17 protein-coding genes, 4 tRNA genes and 1 riboswitch are annotated in these 18595 nt (G+C 55.6%); of the genes, 10 read left to right on the top strand and 11 right to left on the bottom strand.

The features are described 5' to 3' along the window. Position 1: 1 nt before the first annotated feature. The 3 genes from KGD89_RS06840 (at position 2) to eutC (ending at position 3009) form a co-directional block, all read left to right on the top strand. A complete protein-coding gene (locus tag KGD89_RS06840) occupies positions 2 to 649 on the top strand; it encodes an amino acid ABC transporter permease (protein WP_025259056.1) in 648 nt (215 codons plus the stop codon). Between the two features lie 130 nt (positions 650 to 779). Continuing rightward, a complete protein-coding gene (locus KGD89_RS06835) occupies positions 780 to 2171 on the top strand; it encodes an ethanolamine ammonia-lyase subunit EutB (RefSeq protein WP_025259055.1) in 1392 nt (463 codons plus the stop codon). 28 nt (positions 2172 to 2199) lie between these two features. Beyond that, entirely contained in the window at positions 2200 to 3009 is an 810-nt protein-coding gene (eutC, locus tag KGD89_RS06830; protein ID WP_025259054.1) for an ethanolamine ammonia-lyase subunit EutC, read from the top strand. 117 nt (positions 3010 to 3126) lie between these two features. On the opposite strand, the gene KGD89_RS06825 is transcribed toward eutC, so the two are convergent. Both KGD89_RS06825 and KGD89_RS06820 read right to left on the bottom strand, forming a co-directional pair. Then, on the bottom strand, positions 3127 to 4095 hold the full coding sequence (locus KGD89_RS06825) for an ABC transporter substrate-binding protein (protein ID WP_025259053.1): 969 nt from the start codon (positions 4093 to 4095) through the stop codon (positions 3127 to 3129). Positions 4096 to 4193: 98 nt separating this feature from the next. Continuing rightward, on the bottom strand, positions 4194 to 5006 hold the full coding sequence (locus tag KGD89_RS06820) for a phytanoyl-CoA dioxygenase family protein (RefSeq protein ID WP_025259052.1): 813 nt from the start codon (positions 5004 to 5006) through the stop codon (positions 4194 to 4196). 102 nt (positions 5007 to 5108) lie between these two features. Here KGD89_RS06820 and KGD89_RS06815 point away from each other — a divergent pair, with 102 nt between their 5' ends. Then, a complete protein-coding gene (locus tag KGD89_RS06815; RefSeq protein WP_025259051.1) occupies positions 5109 to 6023 on the top strand; it encodes a LysR family transcriptional regulator in 915 nt (304 codons plus the stop codon). A 375-nt stretch (positions 6024 to 6398) separates the two neighbouring features. Here the strand turns inward: KGD89_RS06815 and KGD89_RS06810 are convergent. Further along, a tRNA-Arg gene (locus tag KGD89_RS06810) sits at positions 6399 to 6475 on the bottom strand. A gap of 302 nt (positions 6476 to 6777) precedes the next feature. Here KGD89_RS06810 and KGD89_RS06805 point away from each other — a divergent pair. The 4 genes from KGD89_RS06805 (at position 6778) to KGD89_RS06790 (ending at position 9260) form a co-directional block, all read left to right on the top strand. Beyond that, positions 6778 to 7017 (top strand): hypothetical protein, encoded by a 240-nt coding sequence (locus KGD89_RS06805; protein ID WP_025259050.1) that lies wholly within the window; start codon positions 6778 to 6780, stop codon positions 7015 to 7017. 36 nt (positions 7018 to 7053) lie between these two features. Then, positions 7054 to 7239 carry a PA3371 family protein gene (locus tag KGD89_RS06800; protein WP_025259049.1) on the top strand — a complete coding sequence of 62 codons (186 nt, stop codon included), beginning with the start codon at positions 7054 to 7056 and terminating at the stop codon, positions 7237 to 7239. A gap of 443 nt (positions 7240 to 7682) precedes the next feature. Next, positions 7683 to 8009, top strand: a complete 327-nt coding sequence (locus KGD89_RS06795) for an Arc family DNA-binding protein (RefSeq protein ID WP_025259048.1) — start codon at positions 7683 to 7685, stop codon at positions 8007 to 8009. Positions 8010 to 8180: 171 nt separating this feature from the next. After that, positions 8181 to 9260 carry a polyamine ABC transporter substrate-binding protein gene (locus KGD89_RS06790; RefSeq protein ID WP_025259047.1) on the top strand — a complete coding sequence of 360 codons (1080 nt, stop codon included), beginning with the start codon at positions 8181 to 8183 and terminating at the stop codon, positions 9258 to 9260. A 63-nt stretch (positions 9261 to 9323) separates the two neighbouring features. On the opposite strand, the gene mgtE is transcribed toward KGD89_RS06790, so the two are convergent. After that, a complete protein-coding gene (gene mgtE, locus KGD89_RS06785; protein ID WP_025259046.1) occupies positions 9324 to 10766 on the bottom strand; it encodes a magnesium transporter in 1443 nt (480 codons plus the stop codon). Positions 10767 to 11088: 322 nt separating this feature from the next. Between mgtE and bamE the strand changes: the two genes are divergently transcribed. Then, complete coding sequence (bamE, locus tag KGD89_RS06780) at positions 11089 to 11568, top strand: outer membrane protein assembly factor BamE domain-containing protein (protein WP_025259045.1); 480 nt, start codon at positions 11089 to 11091, stop codon at positions 11566 to 11568. A gap of 43 nt (positions 11569 to 11611) precedes the next feature. Here bamE and KGD89_RS06775 read toward each other — a convergent pair. From KGD89_RS06775 to ltaE, 7 genes are all read right to left on the bottom strand, one after another. Further along, positions 11612 to 11688 (bottom strand) — tRNA-Arg (locus KGD89_RS06775). Positions 11689 to 11775: 87 nt separating this feature from the next. Next, positions 11776 to 11852: transfer RNA gene (locus tag KGD89_RS06770), tRNA-Arg, on the bottom strand. 109 nt (positions 11853 to 11961) lie between these two features. Then, positions 11962 to 12052: transfer RNA gene (locus KGD89_RS06765), tRNA-Ser, on the bottom strand. A gap of 62 nt (positions 12053 to 12114) precedes the next feature. After that, positions 12115 to 12303 (bottom strand): carbon storage regulator CsrA, encoded by a 189-nt coding sequence (gene csrA / locus KGD89_RS06760; RefSeq protein WP_002554426.1) that lies wholly within the window; start codon positions 12301 to 12303, stop codon positions 12115 to 12117. Between the two features lie 172 nt (positions 12304 to 12475). Further along, positions 12476 to 13708: an aspartate kinase gene (locus tag KGD89_RS06755; protein ID WP_025259044.1), complete on the bottom strand. Its 1233-nt coding sequence runs from the start codon at positions 13706 to 13708 to the stop codon at positions 12476 to 12478. A 93-nt stretch (positions 13709 to 13801) separates the two neighbouring features. Then, the gene (gene alaS, locus KGD89_RS06750; protein ID WP_025259043.1) at positions 13802 to 16426 is read right to left on the bottom strand and encodes an alanine--tRNA ligase; all 2625 of its coding nucleotides are present in this window, start codon (positions 16424 to 16426) and stop codon (positions 13802 to 13804) included. Positions 16427 to 16570: 144 nt separating this feature from the next. Next, positions 16571 to 17575 (bottom strand): low-specificity L-threonine aldolase, encoded by a 1005-nt coding sequence (gene ltaE / locus KGD89_RS06745; protein ID WP_025259042.1) that lies wholly within the window; start codon positions 17573 to 17575, stop codon positions 16571 to 16573. Between the two features lie 211 nt (positions 17576 to 17786). Beyond that, positions 17787 to 17955: riboswitch (FMN riboswitch) on the top strand. Between the two features lie 123 nt (positions 17956 to 18078). Between ltaE and KGD89_RS06740 the strand changes: the two genes are divergently transcribed. After that, positions 18079 to 18591, top strand: a complete 513-nt coding sequence (locus KGD89_RS06740) for a 6,7-dimethyl-8-ribityllumazine synthase (RefSeq protein WP_025259041.1) — start codon at positions 18079 to 18081, stop codon at positions 18589 to 18591. The last annotated feature ends 4 nt before the right edge of the window (positions 18592 to 18595 follow it).

Raw genomic sequence — 18595 nt, 5'->3', positions numbered from 1 at the left:
GATGGGATACGGCGAACTGTGGAATGCAACCCACGTAGAACTTCTGGCTGCCGCACTCGCCACCTTGCAAATGGCAATCGGTGCGCTGGTAATCGGGTTGATTGTGGGGTTGGTCCTTGCCTTGGCCAGACGCTCATCAAGCGCTCCACTCAGGCGTGCTGCCTCGATCTATATCGAGGTCTTCAGAGGAACGCCCGCGCTGGTACAGCTGTTCATCATTTACTTCAGCCTCACGGCTGTGGGGATCGAATTCAGCTCATTCATCGCCGCGATCATTGGCTTGGGGTTGAACGCGGCTGCATACCTCGCCGAGATCTACCGTGCAGGTCTGGAAGCGGTGCCGAAGGGGCAGGTTGAAGCAGCCAAGGCCATCGGGATGCCGCGGGCGCAGGTGATGAGGTGGGTAGTACTTCCTCAAGCCATCAGGATCGTGCTTGCACCGATTGGCAACGTCGCTATTTCGCTCTTGAAGGACACCTCCGTCGCGTCGCTGATCGCGGCTCCAGATCTAATGCTGAGGGCACAGGATCTCAGCGCGGTGTACTTCATGCCATTGGAAACCTACATCCTGGTGGGCGCGATGTATTTCGCCCTGTGTTTCCCGCTTTCTCTCGGCGTTCGATTCCTTGAGCGCAAGGGCAAGCGCTAACAGCAACTACTCCCGGTAAATTCGCTCAGCCAAAGGCGGGGCGGATTTCAAAGCACGCCTTTTCAAAGGGGTCAGGCTATCACCGGACCTCTGTTTGCGTGGCTGGCATGAAGTAAGAGGATTTTGAGATATGGCTCAATTTGCCCACACAGTAGGTGGTCAGGTCTGGCGATTCGACAGTTTGCGTGAGCTGCTGGCTAAAGCCTCCCCTGCACGCTCTGGCGATTATCTCGCGGGAGTTGCCGCAGACAGTGCTGCCGAGCGCGTGGCAGCTCAAATGGCATTGGCAGATGTGCCGCTAAAGTACTTCCTCAACGAGTCGGTGATCCCATACGAAAAGGATGAGGTCACGCGGCTGATAGTTGATACCCATGATGTGGGTGCGTTTTCGGTCGTCAGTCATATGACGGTGGGTGGACTACGGAATTGGTTGTTAAGCGACGATGCAGATGAGTCTGCACTGCGGCTTTTAGCGCCAGGTCTGACCCCGGAGATGGCTGCTGCCGTTTCCAAAATCATGCGTGTTCAAGACCTCGTACTGGTAGCCAGCAAGATTCGCGTCATCACTCGCTTTCGGAACACGATGGGGTTGCGTGGACGCATGTCCACAAGGTTGCAACCCAACCATCCAACGGATGATCCCGCTGGCATTGCAGCCAGTGTTCTGGATGGGCTCCTGTACGGGAACGGTGATGCGATGATCGGCATCAACCCCGCTACCGACAGCATGAGTTCAATCATCGCGCTGGTGGAAATGCTCGACGCAGTGATTCAACGCTATGACATTCCCACTCAGTCTTGTGTTCTGACGCATGTCACCAGCTCCATTGCGGCAATCGAGCGCGGAGCGCCTCTGGATCTGGTTTTCCAGTCTATCGCGGGCACTGAGGCGGCAAATACCAGTTTTGGTATCAGTCTCAAGATCCTCGAAGAAGGATACCAGGCAGGGCTGAGCCTGAAGCGGGGGTCTGTCGGCGACAACGTAATGTATTTCGAGACTGGCCAGGGTAGTGCTTTGTCAGCAAACGCTCACCATGGTTGCGATCAGCAGACGTGTGAGGCAAGGGCCTATGCAGTTGCTCGCCACTACAAGCCGTTTTTGGTGAATACAGTGGTTGGCTTCATCGGTCCTGAATATCTTTACAACGGCAAGCAAATCATTCGCGCCGGTCTTGAGGACCACTTTTGCGCCAAATTACTGGGAGTGCCGATGGGGTGTGACATTTGTTACACAAACCACGCTGAGGCGGACCAGGATGACATGGACACATTGTTGACCTTGCTGGGCTCGGCTGGAATCAATTTCATCATGGGAATTCCAGGCTCGGATGACGTCATGCTCAATTATCAGACGACCTCTTTTCACGATGCACTCTACGCCCGGAAGCTTTTGGGCTTGAGGCCTGCACCAGAGTTCGAGCAGTGGCTGAGCAGAACGGGGATTCTTCACCAGAACGGACAATCTTTGACCATGGGGACTGATTTACCGCCCGCTTTCCGCCATGCATTGGCGCAGTTGTGATCTCTGTCCATTACAAAGCGAGCTGGTGATGCCCAAGTCTCCTATTACCGAAAATGCGTGGCAGCAGCTGCGTCAGCTAACGTCAGCAAGGATCGCGCTCGGGCGAGTGGGCACCAGCTTGCCTACCGAACCGCAATTGGATTTTCAGTTCGCTCACGCCATGGCGCGTGATGCGGTGCACACGCCCTTGAACTGCGATGCACTAGCTGATTCTCTGGCAGGACTCGGCTTTGAGTGCCTTCAGCTTCACAGTGCGGCTAAAGATCGAGACACCTACCTGCAACGGCCAGATCTAGGCCGAAGATTATCGGAGCATTCAGCTGATCTGTTGCGGGAGTACAGATCTTCTAAGGAAGACCACTATGATTTGGCGATTGTTGTAGCTGACGGGCTTTCTGCATTGGCCATCCAGCGTCACACGCTGCCGTTCCTGAAACGTCTTTATGGTGACGTTTCAGAAGGCTGGAAAGTCGCGCCAGTCTGTATCGTCCAGCAGGGGCGAGTCGCTGTCGCTGATGAAGTCGGTGAGCTGTTGGGTGCGAAGATGAGCCTCATTCTGGTAGGGGAACGCCCAGGACTGAGTTCACCGGACAGCCTGGGGCTCTATTTCACCTATGGGCCAAAGGTCGGCCTTACAGATGCAAGCCGCAATTGCATATCGAATGTACGTTTAGAAGGGATGGCGTATGGGAATGCTGCTTTTCGTCTCATGTACCTGATGACTGAGGCGTGTCGACGTCAGCTGTCAGGCGTGGATCTGAAGGATGAGACGGAGATACCTTCAGTAGGTGCGAGCGGTAATGGCAATTTTCTTTTGGGGTGTGCCAATAACGCCTAAGCTTGGTGTAATCGCCCCCCTCCCAGCTTTGCTGGCAGGCTAGCTTAATGTCGTCGGTAAATGCCGGGAAGAAAAGCAGATGCGACGTCAGGCGTCGCATCTGCAATTTCGATAAGATTACAGTGTCGCTGCGATTTTCTTTGCAGCTGCTTCGCTTACCCAGCCATGCCAGATTTCCGGATGCTCCTTGAAGAAAATCTTGGCCAGCTTCGGTGAGTCGATATGTTCCTTGGTCATTCGCGCCAGGTTCTGGTTGAGCAGGTCGATGGGCAGATTAACCTTCTCTAAAACCGCAACAAGCTCTGGTGCCTGCTCGTGAAAGGCTTTCGACAAACCGACCTGGATACTGATTTTCTTGTCGACACCAGGCTTTTCTTCCAGCTTCACTAGGTCCACTTGCCCCATTAACGGCGTTGGCGTCCAGTAGTAGAAAAGGATTGGCTCCGCGCGCTTATAACTCGACAGCACGGCCGCATCCAGAGCCGGACCGGTGCCGGGTCGGAAGTTGGTGTAACTCCCTTCGAGCCCATAGCTTTTCAGCATCTCGGTATTTTCAAGCTCACAGGTCCAGCCGGCCGGGCAGTTATAAAAGCGTCCTTTGCCCGGTTCCTCCTGATCCTTGAACAGCTCGGTATAGCGGGTCAGGTCGGCAATTTTTTTGAGGTCAGGCGCCTTGGCTTTGATATTGCGTTTGGCATCCCCCTCAATCAGGTATCGGGGGACATACCAGCCCTCAGTCGCACCAATGATCGGCGCGCCAACGCCAACAACTTTTCCGCTTTGGGCCGCCTTGTTCCAGACCTCACTTCGCCCCACCCACTCTTCGGCCAGAACCTGGATGTCGTTGCTGCTCAACGCACTTTCCATGGTGATGGAGTTCCCCGGAATGGTGTCGACCTGGCAGCCGTACCCTTCCTTGAGAATCGTCTGTAATACATCGGTCAGGAGCATGCCACTCTCCCAATTGAGTCCGGCAAATTTCACAGGCTTGCCTGAATCACACCATCCAGCAGCGTAGGTGGAGGCGCTACCCATTACCAACCCCATAGACAGCAGACAAGCCTTCACGCTGTTTTTCATCGTCATCATCGGCGCTCCTATGCACTGAACTACTCAAACCAGGTGTGGGCAGATGTCAGCAAAACAGGCTCAATCAGCAGTGCAGCGGCTGCGAGCGAAAAAGGTCAGGAAGATTTATATATTGTTGGAAACCAGTCTTCGCGCAGCCGTTGGCCGGTCTGCATCTCATGCCCCGGATACGGCGGCGATGTACGCCCCGGCCGCTCCAGGTAACGAATATCATCACCTACCCAACGCAACGACAACACCCGTCGCCGCTGCGCTGCCCCGTTACCCCTTGCGCCGTGCACGGTACGAAAGTCGAAAAGCACGGCGTCGCCCGGCTGCATTTCCCACTCCAGCACCGGCATTCCTTCTTCAGCGTCAGGGTCAGGGGCGTCCCGGTAACCTTCGGCACCTTTGTAGAAATCACTTTGATCAGCCCAGTGCACCGGCCTGATCCCTTTCTCACAGCGATGCGAACCGGGCAGCAGCCTCAACGTCGATTCACGTACCGGATCGACAGGAATCCAGAAGCTTACCGACTGGCTGCCGTCAAGAAAGTAATACGGAATATCCTGATGCCAGGGCGTCGCTTTCTGCGCGCCAGGCTCCTTGACCAGGACATGGTCGTGGAAGAACTGTGCGCTGGAGGATCGCATCACCTGGGCGGCAATCGAAGCAGCGGGCGACTCCTCAACCATCGCACGAAAGCCCTCGATGCGCTCCCAGTTGCAGTAGTCGTCGAAAAAACCACCTGATGCGTCGCCCTGCTCGACATACCGGCTCGCATAAACACCAGGCTCGGCGAGATTCTGCTCGATGCCCGCTGCGATCCGGTCTATCCAGCCACTGAAAATGCCCCTTAAGCACACCGCGCCATCGCGCTGAAAAGCTTCGATGTCCTGTTGATCAACGGTGTATTCACTGTGCGTCATGACCTGAGACTCCCTGGAAAAAAGGTGGGCACAGGACAAATATTCCATGAGTATCAGTTAAGATAAAATAATATGTATTGATTTATCACCCAAGAAAACCTTATGAACTTCACACTCCGACAATTGCGCTATGCAATCGCTGCGGCCAAACACAGCAATCTCACGCTTGCAGCCGAGGAACTGCATGTTTCTCAGCCATCAATATCCACGGCGATAACAGAGCTTGAAGGCCTCTTTGGCCAACCTTTGTTTGTTCGCCAGCGCGGGTTGGGTGTATCTCTGACGCCCTTTGGCCGTACTGTGATGACTCAGGCAAAGCGTGTTCTGGCAGAAGCACAAGGCTTTGCAGACATCGGAAGTGAAGGCAGCGATCTCGCTGGAGAATTGGTAATCGGTTGCTACGCAGACCTGGCACCTTACTGCCTTCCGCAGATCCTCAAGCGTCTCCAACTCGAGTGTCCTCGCGTCTTGGTCGACATGCGCGAAGGTGGTTTTGAATACCTTGGAAAGCGGCTCGGCGAAGGTACACTGGAACTGGCACTGACTTACGATCTGGGCCTGCCCACCAATACTGAACGTTTGGAACTCTGCCAGTTGACTGCTCACGCGTTGCTGGCCGCTGATCACCCATTAGCCAACGAGTCACAAGTCAGTATCGAAGCACTCAGCGCATGCAATCTGGTGGTAACGGATCAGACTCATAGCTGGCAGCACGTGCTGGATCTGTTCAATATCTTCGGCCTTGTCCCCGAGAACGTCACCCGGGCTCATAGCTTCGAATTTCAGCGCAGTCTGGTAGCCAATGGGTTTGGTGTAGCTCTGACCTATACCAGGCCCTTCGGTGACCGAAGCTACGATGGCTTGCCTCTGGTCTGTCGCCCCATCAAGCAAGCACTTCCGCCTCAGCGAATCGTCCTGGCCTATGACCAGCGTTACCCTCTAACCCCAGCGGCAGAAGCATTCAAAGCGAAGGCTCTGGAGTGGTTCTCGGAGCGGCAGACATTTTCATCAATCTAACGCGGTCATATGAATCGGGAGACAGCATCCAGGGTCAGTTACCTACCATTCGCATAGAATGATCGGCGCACTGTTGACCAATGGATTTCCCATGGCTTTTGCGGTTGAGACGGACAGAATCGACGCAGGGCTATCGCAAGACTCGGAGCGAAGCTTACAGACCTCAGAGCTTACGTCTTTTTGATAGACACGCTATGAATTAGCCAAGCCCTGTGGACAAAACCTTTTGTGAATGACGGCCAAGCTACATCATTGGAGGGGGGGGGCGGAATCGAACGCTTGCAGAATGCAAAAGAGACAAAAAAGAAGTAGTGACCGAAGTAGTGACTGATTTGCCGTGCCGTACAAGAAACCAATAAAAAACCCTGCAAAATATGGTGTCCCAGGGCAGGTTCGAACTGCCAACCTTCCCCTTAGGAGGGGGATGCTCTATCCAATTGAGCTACTGAGACACTGAGTTGCCAGCACACCGACTGGTGCCAGCGAGGACGGCGTGCATGTTAACGGCATGGAGGGATTTTGTCATGTCGTCATTACCTCCGGTAATCGTAGTCCACATCCCGGCGTAGAGCGTTTGCAGGCATGGTCGTGCATTTTGCATTACCCCAAAAAGCCATCATTGCAAAACGCAATATCCAGCCGCCTAAAAACAAACACAAGCCATTGTTTTATAAGGATTTTTTATTGAAATAAAATTGGCATGCAGGCTGCATTATCAGTGCATGTGACGACACTCCACGCAAGGTACCTGAAAATGAACATGACTCTCTCAGTGTTGAATGCAGCCGCTCTGGTAGCTCTGGTGGCATTTCATTTTCAGGACACGCGCATTCAGGACGACCAGATAACCAAGCATGCTCAGCCCCATGAGGTGATCCGTCAGGCACCGCAACTGGCGGTCATGGGTGACAGGCGCTTCAATGCAGCTACGCTGGGTCATGAGGTCAAGGAAGCCCCGCTGCCAAATCGTGCTGAAGAGCGTTGGGTCTTCTGAGATCGTCACATAGCCCACCTTCACGAGAGAGTAGCCATGTCAAAATCCGCATTGTCATTCATGATCCTGGCACTGATGGCTGTTGCCGTTGATCTTCTTCTCCCTGAGCAGGCGTATGTATTGAATATCGCCTCGAAAATCGCCGCCGGGATGTTTGGCAGTCTTTTTGTAGCGGCCATGGTCATTGGGCGTCGCTTCAAGTTCGATCCGGTTCTGCGCTGACTGATACACGCTGATGGTTGTACTGGTCGGTAGGGCTGCACGCCATTGCTGACTGGGTCATCGGCTTCTTGAAGTACTGTTCCCCTCCCCCGCCATAGCACGCCCGTCGGCATTCTTCGTCTTGTTGCGGATAAGCATCTAAGCTGAAGACAGATAGCCATCATGGCAAAAAGTAGTCAGGCGTTCGTCGTGTCACCTGAATGAGCAGGAATTGGCAAGCTTTGCAAAACCTCTCGCAATTCTGACAATTGGTGCTGGCTAAACGCCTTTATCTGAGTCAATATTTGTCACAGAATTGACGCCAAGGATTCGACGTAATAGGGCATGATGCCTCACCCTTTGGATAACTCGGTTGGAACATTTGGCCAAAACGACTGTCCCATAATGGCAATCTGGCGGCCACTTGCGAGAACCGCTTCCCCCTGAACTAACCGGTTAAATATATGAGCCCTATGAAACAGGCTACTTATTCCAGCCGCACGGCTGACAAGTTCGTCGTTCGCCTACCAGATGGCATGCGTAATCGTGTGCAAGAGGTAGCCAAAAACCATCACCGCAGCATGAACTCGGAAATCATCGCTCGACTCGAGCAGAGCCTGATTCAGGAAGGTGCACTTGGCGATGAGCCAAATCTGCGTCTTGATAGTCCTGAGCTGTCCCTGCACGAACGCGAGCTGCTGCAGCGTTTTCGTCAACTCTCACACCGCCAGCAGAATGCACTGGTGTCCCTGATCGCTCACGACACGGAACTTGCTTCAGAAGAGTCGTAAGAAATCAGAGAAAAAAAGCATTCAAGCCAGCGAAAGCTGGCTTTTTTATTGTGGTCCCCTCTCCAAATGCCTATAAGATTATTTCCTATAGGTATGCATCTCATGATCACTGCTCCCGAGGCGATGATTGTTCGTGCATCGCGATCATCAAATCCTCCAAGGAGCCACGAAATGCTTGCCAAAGCCTTCGTACCCCTGATGCTGGTCACCTCGATGAGCGAGGCCGCCCAGACCGTCAAGGTGTTCAACTGGGAGGATTACTTTGCTCCGGACACACTGAAAAACTTTCAGAAAGACACCGGCATTGAAGCCACCTATGACACCTACGACGGCAACGAGACTCTGGACGAAAAGCTCAGGGCCAGGCATTCCGGTTACGACATCGTGGTGCCGTCGAGTCATTTCATGGGTGTCCAGATTCAGCGCGGCGACCTGAAGAAGCTGGACAAAAGCCAGCTACCCAACTGGAAAAACCTCAACCCGGTTCTGCTCAAGGTGCTCAGAGGCATCGATCCGGGCAACGAGCATGCTTTTCCCTATCTGTGGGGGACCACCGGCATTGGCTACAACGTGACCAAGGTCAAGGCTGCTCTGGGCAACGATGCGCCGCTCGACTCGTGGGACCTGGTCTTCAAGCCCGAGAACATGAAAAAGCTGGCTCAATGCGGTGTTGCCTTTATCGACAGCGCGCCCAGTGTCTTGCCCATCGCACTCAACTACCTGCAGTTGCCTCCACAAAGCGAAGTCGCCGGGGATTACACCAAGGCCAAAGCGGCCTTGATGGCGATACAGCCTTACGTGAGCTACTTCCATTCAACCAACTACATAGCAGACCTGGCCAGCGGCAAGATCTGTGTGGCGGTCGGGTATTCAGGAGATGTCATGCTGGCAGAGCGCAAAGCGAAGGAAACAGGCAGCGGCATCGACATCAACTATGTGATCCCCAAGGAAGGCGCGCCGATGTGGTTCGATATGGTCGCCATGCCTGTCGATGCCCCCAATGAAAAAGCCGCGTACGCCTTCATGAACTACCTGTTGGCACCCAAGGTGATCGCCGGCATCTCCAACTATCTGCACTATGCGAATGGCAACGAGAAGTCAGAAGCACTGCTGGACGTAGCAGTGCACAGCGACCCCAGAATCTACCCCGACGAAGAAACCTTCGGCACCCTGTTCGCCCAAAAAGCGATACCTGCCGACAGTGAAGCGCTGAGGCTGCGCACATGGAAAGAAGTCAAAGCCGGGCAATGATCAGTTGTGACCCCCGAAAACAAAAAACCGCCTGAACAGGCGGTTTTTTTATGGTGACGGTTATCAAAGCAGAAAGATGGTCGCCAACCCCAGGAAAATGAAGAACCCGCCACTGTCAGTCATCGCAGTGATCATGACACTCGCCCCCATGGCCGGATCGCGCCCAAGGCGTGCGAGCGTCATGGGAATCAGGACACCCATGAAAGCGGCCAGCAGCAAGTTGAGCGTCATGGCAGCCGTCATGACCACGCCCAGTGACCAACTGTCGTAGAGCACATAAGCCACCACACCAATGACCCCGCCCCATATCAGGCCATTGAGCAACGCAACCGCCAGCTCCTTGCGTAACAGGCGCGAGGTATTGCCGGTGCTGACCTGGTCCAGCGCCATGGCGCGCACGATCATGGTAATGGTCTGGTTCCCCGAGTTGCCGCCGATGCCGGCCACAATCGGCATCAATGCCGCCAGAGCCACCAGCTTCTCGATCGAACCTTCAAACAGGCCGATCACACGCGAAGCCAGAAACGCCGTGATCAGATTGACCGCCAGCCAGGCCCAGCGGTTACGCAGCGAGCGCCATACGGAAGCGAAGATGTCTTCTTCTTCACGCAGACCCGCCATGCTGAGGACTTCGCTCTCGCTCTCCTCACGAATCAGGTCGACCATTTCGTCGATGGTCAGACGGCCGATCAGCTTGCCGCTCTTGTCGACCACCGGCGTGGAAATCAGGTCATAACGCTCGAATGCCTGGGCAGCGTCGTAGGCATCGTCTTCCGGGTGAAAACTGACAGGGTCGTCAGCCATGACTTCACCGACCTGCTTGTCGGGGTCATTGACCAACAGACGCTTGATCGGCAGCACGCCCTTGAGAACGCCGTCATGATCAACCACGAAGAGTTTGTCGGTGTGGCTCGGCAGCTCCTTCAAACGCCGCAGGTAACGCAATACGACTTCCAGGCTGACATCCTCACGGATGGTCACCATCTCGAAGTCCATGAGCGCACCGACCTGCTCCTCGTCGTAGGAAAGCGCGGAGCGGACACGCTCGCGCTGCTGGACGTCCAGCGCTTCCATCAGCTCATGAACGACATCGCGAGGCAGCTCAGGCGCCAGGTCAGCGAGTTCGTCGGCGTCCATCTCCCTGGCCGCCGCCAGCAACTCGTGATCGTCCATGTCGGCGATCAGGGTTTCCCGGACGGAGTCGGACACTTCAAGGAGGATATCGCCGTCACGCTCAGCCTTGACCAATTGCCAGACAGTCAGGCGCTCCTCAAGAGGCAATGCCTCGAGGATGTAGGCGACGTCAGCAGAGTGCAGGTCATCGAGCTTGCGTTGCAGCTCGACCAGGTTCTGACGATGAACGAGGTTTTCTACGCGATCCTGATTCTGACCTTCCTGGCGATGGATCAGGTCTTCGACCACACGCTGGCGCTGCAGCAGATCGACCACTTGAGCAAGGCGATCCTGCAAGCTTTCCTGCGTTTTTTTTACTTCTATTTCAGTCATAGGCGAACTCCACTCCCAGCAGCGGAGCACGCCGGGAGGATCAATCAGTTGATTCTTGATTGGTGAAACGAGCTATTGAGTAACTACTGGGTAAGTCCATGGAGGTATTCCACAAGCCCCGGCGGGGCTGACGGGCGCAATGATACACCGCTTTGAGCGGATCGCACGCGAGAAAATTCAGGCAAGAACAGGCGCTTGCGAGGCAAACCTGAAGATTTTGCGAGGCAACGAAGTTACGACGTCACATTCAGCGAAGAAAACACGCTCGCCGGGGAGCAAGCCCCTGACTAGGATGACGAACCACGTCATGGAGGACTCGGCAATGCGTATCACGCCTCGCCTTTTGTTATGGAGCAACCTGCTCTGCCTGCCGTTTTACACACAAGCCAATACGGTTCAGCGCTGCGAAGACCCGACCGGCAAGATCACGTTCACCACCCTGGGTTGTCCGGTCGGCCACACCAGCCAGTTGCAGGAAGCCTTCAATGCACCTCCCGGAAGCATAACGCCCCTTCTTCCGAGCGCAGACAGGCGAAGCACTCAGGCCAGCAAGGAAATAGTGGTGGTCGGCCAGCAGGAAGATGGCTGTGGCAATCGCCTGAGCCCGGAACAGCGTCGGCAGGCCATCATCAACCAGCGCACGCCGCCCGGCATGACCAAACGAGATGTGGAAAGCCTGCTGGGCCGCCCGGACAAGATCACAAACCGCAACGGAGAGCTGCGCTACACCTACAACCTGAAAAAGGGTCGCAGCAACAATGTGACATTCGATGAAAACGGATGCGTGAAAGGAAAACGCTAGAAAGCAAAAAGCCCACATCTTTCGATGTGGGCTTTCTGGTGTATGGTGCACTCGACAGGATTCGAACCTGTGACCGCTCGGTTCGTAGCCGAGTACTCTATCCAGCTGAGCTACGAGTGCATTGGTATTTTTATACCAGATCACCTCTGGTTGAAGCCGATTATCTGGAAGTCTGTATTTGACTACATCAGACCAGTTAACCTTAAATGGTGCACTCGACAGGATTCGAACCTGTGACCGCTCGGTTCGTAGCCGAGTACTCTATCCAGCTGAGCTACGAGTGCATGTGTTGGTGCCGCGCATTATAGGTCGTTAAATCATTTTGTAAAGCACTTTTTCTAGTAATTTCAACAACTTACAGAAGAAGCCAGATCCAACGCACTACAGAAATAATGGCGGAGAACGGGGGATTCGAACCCCCGACACCCTTGTGAGGTGTACTCCCTTAGCAGGGGAGCGCCTTCGGCCACTCGGCCAGCTCTCCGCAACACGGGGCGTATAATAACCACCCTTTTCCCCGTTTGCAAACCAAAAATTCAATAAAAATTAATGGCTTGGTTCTTCGTCCTTCTCTTTCTTTATGCGCAGGTAAATTTCTTCACGATGCACAGCGACTTCCTTGGGCGCATTGACACCAATTCGCACTTGATTACCTTTGACGCCGAGCACAGTCACAGTGATTTCACCATCACCAATGATCAGGCTTTCTGCGCACCGACGAGTCAGAATCAGCATACCTTTCTCCTTATGCATTTCAGGAACAACAGTCTGCAAAACCAGTAGGCATCAGCCTGCGACGAATAAGCCACGGCCAAGCCTGAGTATTGACTAGCGCGAAGAAAAGAACAGTCTTTGCGCGCAGCACAGGAAAACGAAAGGCGCGGTCAGACCGCGCCCTCCTGGCAGATCACTCACCCTGCCGAGGAGCATCCAGCTCGAAAGCCGTGTGCAATGCGCGCACAGCCAGTTCCAGGTACTTCTCTTCAATCACCACAGAAACCTTGATTTCCGATGTGGAGATCATCTGGATGTTGATGCCTTCCTTTGCCAGGGCTTCGAACATGCGGCTGGCGACACCTGCGTGGGAACGCATGCCGACGCCGACGATGGAAACCTTGGCAATCTTGGTATCGCCGGAAACTTCACGAGCGCCGATTTCGCGGGCGGTGGTTTCCAGAACCTGCAATGCCGACTGGTAGTCGTTGCGATGGATCGTGAAGGTGAAATCGGTGGTGTTATCGTGGGCGACATTCTGCACGATCATGTCGACTTCGATATTGGCGGCACTGATCGGGCCGAGAATCTTGAAGGCAACACCCGGCGTGTCTGGCACACCACGGATAGTCAGCTTGGCTTCATCGCGGTTGAAGGCGATGCCGGAAATGATCGGCTGTTCCATGGATTCCTCTTCATCAATGGTAATGAGGGTGCCCGGCCCCTCCTTGAAGCTGTGCAGAACGCGCAGCGGGACGTTGTATTTGCCTGCGAACTCTACGGCACGGATCTGCAGCACCTTGGAACCGAGGCTGGCCATTTCCAGCATCTCTTCAAAAGTGATCTTGTCCAGACGCTGAGCTTGCGAAACCACACGCGGATCGGTGGTGTACACGCCATCCACGTCGGTGTAGATCTGGCATTCATCAGCCTTCAAGGCTGCTGCCAGCGCCACGCCCGTCGTATCGGAACCGCCACGACCCAGGGTCGTGATATTGCCGTTTTCGTCGACACCCTGGAAACCGGCGACCACCACGACACGGCCGGCCTTCAGGTCGGAACGGATCTTCTGATCGTCGATCTGCAGGATACGGGCCTTGTTGTGTGCGCTGTCGGTCAGGATACGCACCTGATTGCCGGTGTAGGACACCGCCGGCACGCCGCGCTTCATCAATGCCATTGCCAGCAAGGCAATGGTCACCTGTTCGCCGGTGGACACGATCACATCCAGCTCACGAGGAACCGGCTGATCGCTGATCTGTCTGGCCAGCTCAATCAGGCGATTGGTTTCGCCGCTCATGGCCGACAATACGACCACCAGATCATCGCCCGCTTCGCGGAACTTCTTAACCTTGTCGGCCACCTGCTCGATACGCTCTACAGAGCCAACCGAGGTGCCTCCAAATTTCTGTACGATCAAAGCCATCTCAAAGCCGCCTCAGAACCCGTTAAGGGCACCCATTAACATTCAAATCCAAGTGCCGGGCCTGTCATGCACTGACAAGCCTGGAGGTTCGACTCAAATACCCTGCTCTACAAAAGGAGCGGCCAGAGCCAACGCTGTATCCAGCGCCGCGGCATCCACACCACCACCTTGAGCCATGTCAGGACGCCCGCCACCTTTACCACCCACGGCAGCGGCCGCTTGCTTCATCAAATCACCGGCTTTGAGTTGGCCAGTCAGGTCCTTGGTCACGCCTGCAACCAAGACAACCTTGTCTTCATGAACACTGCCGAGCAGGATCACTGCGCGGCCGAGCTTGTTCTTCAACTGGTCGACCAGCGCCAACAGCGCCTTGCCATCCTGACCATCCAGGCGAGTGGCCAGGACCTTGACCCCTTTGACATCCAGGGCAGCGGCAGACAGATCGTCGCCCGCCGCACTGGCGGCCTTGGCCTGCAGTTGTTCCAGTTGTTTTTCCAATTGACGGTTGCGCTCCAGCACAGCCGACAGTTTGTCCAGCAGGTTGTCGCGATTCCCTTTGACCAGGGTAGCGGCTTCCTTGAGTTGATCTTCAGCCGAGTTCAGCCAGGCCAGTGCGGCTGCACCGGTCACGGCTTCGATACGACGCACGCCTGCAGCCACGCCGCCTTCGCTGACGATCTTGAACAGCGCGATATCGCCGGTACGGTTGGCGTGAATACCGCCACACAGTTCAACGGAGAACTCACCGCCCATGCTCAGTACGCGCACGCTGTCGCCGTACTTCTCGCCGAACAGCGCCATGGCGCCCTTCTTCCTGGCGGTTTCGATGTCGGTTTCTTCGGTGACCACCGCAGTGTTCTTGCGCACTTCGGCGTTGACGATATCTTCCAGGGCACGCAGTTGCTCGGGCTTGATGGCCTCGAAGTGGCTGAAGTCGAAGCGCAGACGCTGACTGTCCACCAGCGAGCCCTTCTGCTGAACGTGCTCGCCCAGCACCTGACGCAATGCCGCGTGCAGCAGGTGAGTGGCCGAGTGGTTCAGGGAAGTCGCCTGACGCACTTCGGCAGCTACCTGGGTTTCAAGCTTTTCACCGACTTTCAGGCTGCCAGACGCCACAACGCCGTGGTGCAGGAATGCGCCGCCGGTCTTGGTGGTATCGCGCACGTCGAAACGTACGGCGCCAGCCTGCAGGTAACCGCTGTCACCGATTTGGCCACCCGATTCGGCATAGAACGGCGTGGTGTCGAGAATCACGACGCCCTCTTCGCCTTCGCTCAACTGCTCGACCGACTGACCGTCCTTATAAAGAGCAACGACCTGTGCAGCACCGCTGGTGGCGGTATAGCCAGTGAACTGTGTAGCGACATCAACCTTGACCAGACTGTTGTAGTCCATGCCGAACGAACTGGCGGAACGGGCACGCTCACGCTGGGCGTCCATCTCGCGCTCGAAACCTGCCTCGTCGAGGGTCAGGTTGCGTTCACGGGCGATATCCCCTGTCAGGTCCATCGGGAAACCGTAGGTGTCGTACAGCTTGAACACGACTTCGCCCGGTACCACAGAGCCTTTGAGCTCGGCCAGATCCTGCTCGAGGATTTTCAGGCCCTGCTCCAGGGTCTTGGCGAACTGCTCTTCTTCAGCCTTGAGCACACGCTCGATGTGCGCCTGCTGCTGAGTCAGTTCCGGGAATGCTGTGCCCATCTCGGCAACCAGAGCGGCCACGATCTGATGGAAGAAGCTGCCCTTGGCGCCCAGCTTGTTGCCGTGGCGGCAGGCCCGACGAATGATGCGGCGCAATACATAACCACGGCCTTCGTTGGACGGCAGTACGCCATCGGCAATCAGGAAGCCGCAGGAGCGAATGTGATCCGCCACGACCTTGAGCGATGCCTGATTGTCGTTGCTGCAACCGATGGCCTTGGCCGAAGCGGCCAGCAGGCTCTGGAACAGGTCGATTTCGTAGTTGGAGTGCACGTGCTGCAAGACAGCGCTGACACGCTCCAGGCCCATGCCGGTATCCACCGACGGCGCTGGCAGCGGGTGCAGTACACCATCGGCAGTACGGTTGAACTGCATGAAAACGTTGTTCCAGATTTCGATGTAACGGTCGCCGTCTTCTTCAGGCGAGCCCGGTGGGCCACCCCAGATTTCAGGGCCATGATCGAAGAAAATCTCGGAGCAAGGACCGCACGGGCCGGTATCGCCCATGGTCCAGAAGTTGTCGGACGCGTAAGGCGCGCCTTTGTTGTCGCCGATACGAACCATGCGCTCGGCCGGAACGCCGATGTCTTTGGTCCAGATATCGTAGGCTTCGTCATCGGTGGCGTAGACCGTGACCCAGAGTTTTTCCTTGGGCAGGTTCAGCCACTTTTCAGAGGTGAGGAAGGTCCAGGCGTAAGTGATCGCGTCGCGCTTGAAATAGTCACCGAAGCTGAAGTTGCCCAGCATTTCGAAGAATGTGTGGTGACGGGCGGTGTAGCCGACGTTCTCCAGGTCGTTGTGCTTGCCACCGGCACGCACGCACTTCTGACTGGTGACAGCGCGGGTGTAGGCACGCTTTTCCTGGCCCAGGAAGCAATCCTTGAACTGGTTCATGCCTGCGTTGGTGAACAGCAGGGTTGGGTCATTGCCCGGAATCAAGGAGCTGGAGGCGACACGTGTGTGGCCTTGCTCTTCGAAGAAGCCAAGGAAGGCTTCACGGATTTCTGCGCTTTTCATAGGTTCTTCCACGGAGACTGCGGCCAGAGGCAGTGCATAACGTCAAAATGACGTAGCGACGGCAAAGGGCCGCATTATATAGGCGTTGCGTCCTCGGTACAGCGTGTTTGTACGATAGAAACCAGTAACTGGACTATCGGCATCTTATATGCGTGAAAACTCAGCGAATACTGCGATGACACGCTCAAGCTGGTCACGGGACACATTCAGATGCGTGACCATGCGCAGACGTGGCGCGGCGCTGAGCTTGATGTCGCGTTCGGCACAGAATACCTTGAGCGAATCGGCACGCTCGCCCATTTGCACATACACCATGTTGGTCTGCACAGGCTCGACTTCGTACCCAAGCTCGCTAAGCCCTGCTGCCAGGAATGCCGCATTGGCGTGGTCGTCGGCCAGTCGCTCGACCTGATGATCCAGCGCATACAGCCCGGCCGCTGCCAGAATCCCGGCCTGACGCATGCCCCCACCGACCATCTTGCGCAGGCGACGGGCCTTGGCGATCAGCTCCGGGGAGCCGCACAGCACAGAACCCACTGGCGCGCCGAGCCCTTTGGACAGGCACACAGACACCGAATCGAAATGGCGAGTGATTTCCCGGGCATCGACGCCCAGCCTGACCGCCGCGTTGTATAAACGCGCACCGTCCAGATGCAGAGACAAGCCGTGCTCTTCGGTGAACTTGCGCGCTGCCGCCAGATAACTCATGGGCAATACCTTGCCCTGCATGGTGTTTTCCAGGGCCAGCAAACGGGTGCGGGCAAAATGAAAGTCATCGGGCTTGATGCTGGCCAGCACCTGGCCGAGATCCAGCGAACCATCGGCCTGGACTTCCAGCGGTTGAGGCTGGATCGAACCCAGCACAGCCGCCCCGCCACCTTCGTATTTATAGGTGTGAGCCTGTTGACCGACGATGTACTCGTCACCGCGCTCGCAATGCGCCATCAAGGCCAGCAGATTGCTCATAGTGCCCGATGGGACGAACAGAGCCTCTGCAAAACCCAGACGCCTGGCCAGTGTGGCTTCAAGAAGATTGACTGTCGGGTCCTCACCATAAACATCATCCCCGACAGGCGCATGGGCCATGGCCTCAAGCATGCCCGCGGTTGGCTGGGTCACCGTGTCACTACGCAGATCGATAACAGTCACGAATACGCTCCCTGAAAACTCGAAGACCGATAATGCAGGCAACCTCAAGGTTGCAACAAGGCATTACTGAGGTTTGCCATGATAATCAAGGTCCAGGGCCTGGGGCACTCCGATCCTCTTATAAGCAAAAGGTAGGGACACCGTACGAAAGTGTCCATGCAGGATGGAAAAAACTGTGATAAAAATCCCGCCCCGACATGAACAATGTCGGCAACGTTCTCAGGGCGGGGTGTAATTCCCCACCGGCGGTAATGGCGCGCAATGCGTCTAGCCCGCGAGCGCTTGGGGAGTTTCAGGCTTGAACTGAAGCGCTTCAAGGTCAGCAGACCCGGTGTGATTCCGGGGCCGACGGTCATAGTCCGGATGAAGAGAGAACGGGATGTACCATCAGGACCGTGTGCAAACCTCTGCATGGACTACATGAGTTCATGGGGCTTTCATACGCAACCTGAATCCCTTTCGATCCAATGCCCTGTTTTTTTCATAAACAGGAGTCAGAACACGTGCAACCCACTGCAATCGACAGCAAGAGCAAAAATCACTCGAACGAACGTATCGCGTTCATCCAGGCCTGCTGGCACAAGGATATAGTAGATCAGAGCCGAAAAGGCTTCGTCGCCGAAATGGCCAACCATGGTTACACCGAGAGCGATATCGATTTCTTTGAAGTCGGCGGTGCCTTTGAAATCCCTCTGCATGCAAAACTGCTGGCCAATACCGGTCGCTACTCGGGCATCATCGCTGCCGGCCTGGTGGTGGATGGCGGCATTTACCGTCACGAGTTCGTGGCGCAATCGGTGGTCAGCGCGCTCATGCAGGTCCAGCTGGAAACCGAAGTGCCAGTTTTCTCAGTGGTCCTGACCCCGCATCATTTCCATGCAGGCGAAGAGCATCACAAATTCTTCTTCGAGCATTTCGTCCACAAGGGCGAGGAAGCCGCCAAGACCTGTGCCGACACCCTGAACAAGGTCCGCGCCCTGCGCCGTCTTGAGACGCTGCAGAAAGCCGCTAGCTGATTTT

It is taken from the genome of Pseudomonas cichorii, from assembly GCF_018343775.1.
Classification (GTDB): domain Bacteria; phylum Pseudomonadota; class Gammaproteobacteria; order Pseudomonadales; family Pseudomonadaceae; genus Aquipseudomonas; species Aquipseudomonas cichorii.
This window is presented reverse-complemented; position numbering and strand designations above follow the sequence as displayed.

Bases quoted from the DNA above. Each gene is read 5' to 3' on its own strand.
- KGD89_RS06840 (WP_025259056.1), top strand. From the start codon at position 2: ATGGGATACGGCGAACTGTGGAATGCAACCCACGTAGAACTTCTGGCT.
- KGD89_RS06835 (WP_025259055.1), top strand. From the start codon at position 780: ATGGCTCAATTTGCCCACACAGTAGGTGGTCAGGTCTGGCGATTCGAC.
- eutC (WP_025259054.1), top strand. From the start codon at position 2,200: ATGCCCAAGTCTCCTATTACCGAAAATGCGTGGCAGCAGCTGCGTCAG.
- KGD89_RS06825 (WP_025259053.1), bottom strand. From the start codon at position 4,095: ATGACGATGAAAAACAGCGTGAAGGCTTGTCTGCTGTCTATGGGGTTG.
- KGD89_RS06820 (WP_025259052.1), bottom strand. From the start codon at position 5,006: ATGACGCACAGTGAATACACCGTTGATCAACAGGACATCGAAGCTTTT.
- KGD89_RS06815 (WP_025259051.1), top strand. From the start codon at position 5,109: ATGAACTTCACACTCCGACAATTGCGCTATGCAATCGCTGCGGCCAAA.
- KGD89_RS06805 (WP_025259050.1), top strand. From the start codon at position 6,778: ATGAACATGACTCTCTCAGTGTTGAATGCAGCCGCTCTGGTAGCTCTG.
- KGD89_RS06800 (WP_025259049.1), top strand. From the start codon at position 7,054: ATGTCAAAATCCGCATTGTCATTCATGATCCTGGCACTGATGGCTGTT.
- KGD89_RS06795 (WP_025259048.1), top strand. From the start codon at position 7,683: ATGAGCCCTATGAAACAGGCTACTTATTCCAGCCGCACGGCTGACAAG.
- KGD89_RS06790 (WP_025259047.1), top strand. From the start codon at position 8,181: ATGCTTGCCAAAGCCTTCGTACCCCTGATGCTGGTCACCTCGATGAGC.
- mgtE (WP_025259046.1), bottom strand. From the start codon at position 10,766: ATGACTGAAATAGAAGTAAAAAAAACGCAGGAAAGCTTGCAGGATCGC.
- bamE (WP_025259045.1), top strand. From the start codon at position 11,089: ATGCGTATCACGCCTCGCCTTTTGTTATGGAGCAACCTGCTCTGCCTG.
- csrA (WP_002554426.1), bottom strand. From the start codon at position 12,303: ATGCTGATTCTGACTCGTCGGTGCGCAGAAAGCCTGATCATTGGTGAT.
- KGD89_RS06755 (WP_025259044.1), bottom strand. From the start codon at position 13,708: ATGGCTTTGATCGTACAGAAATTTGGAGGCACCTCGGTTGGCTCTGTA.
- alaS (WP_025259043.1), bottom strand. From the start codon at position 16,426: ATGAAAAGCGCAGAAATCCGTGAAGCCTTCCTTGGCTTCTTCGAAGAG.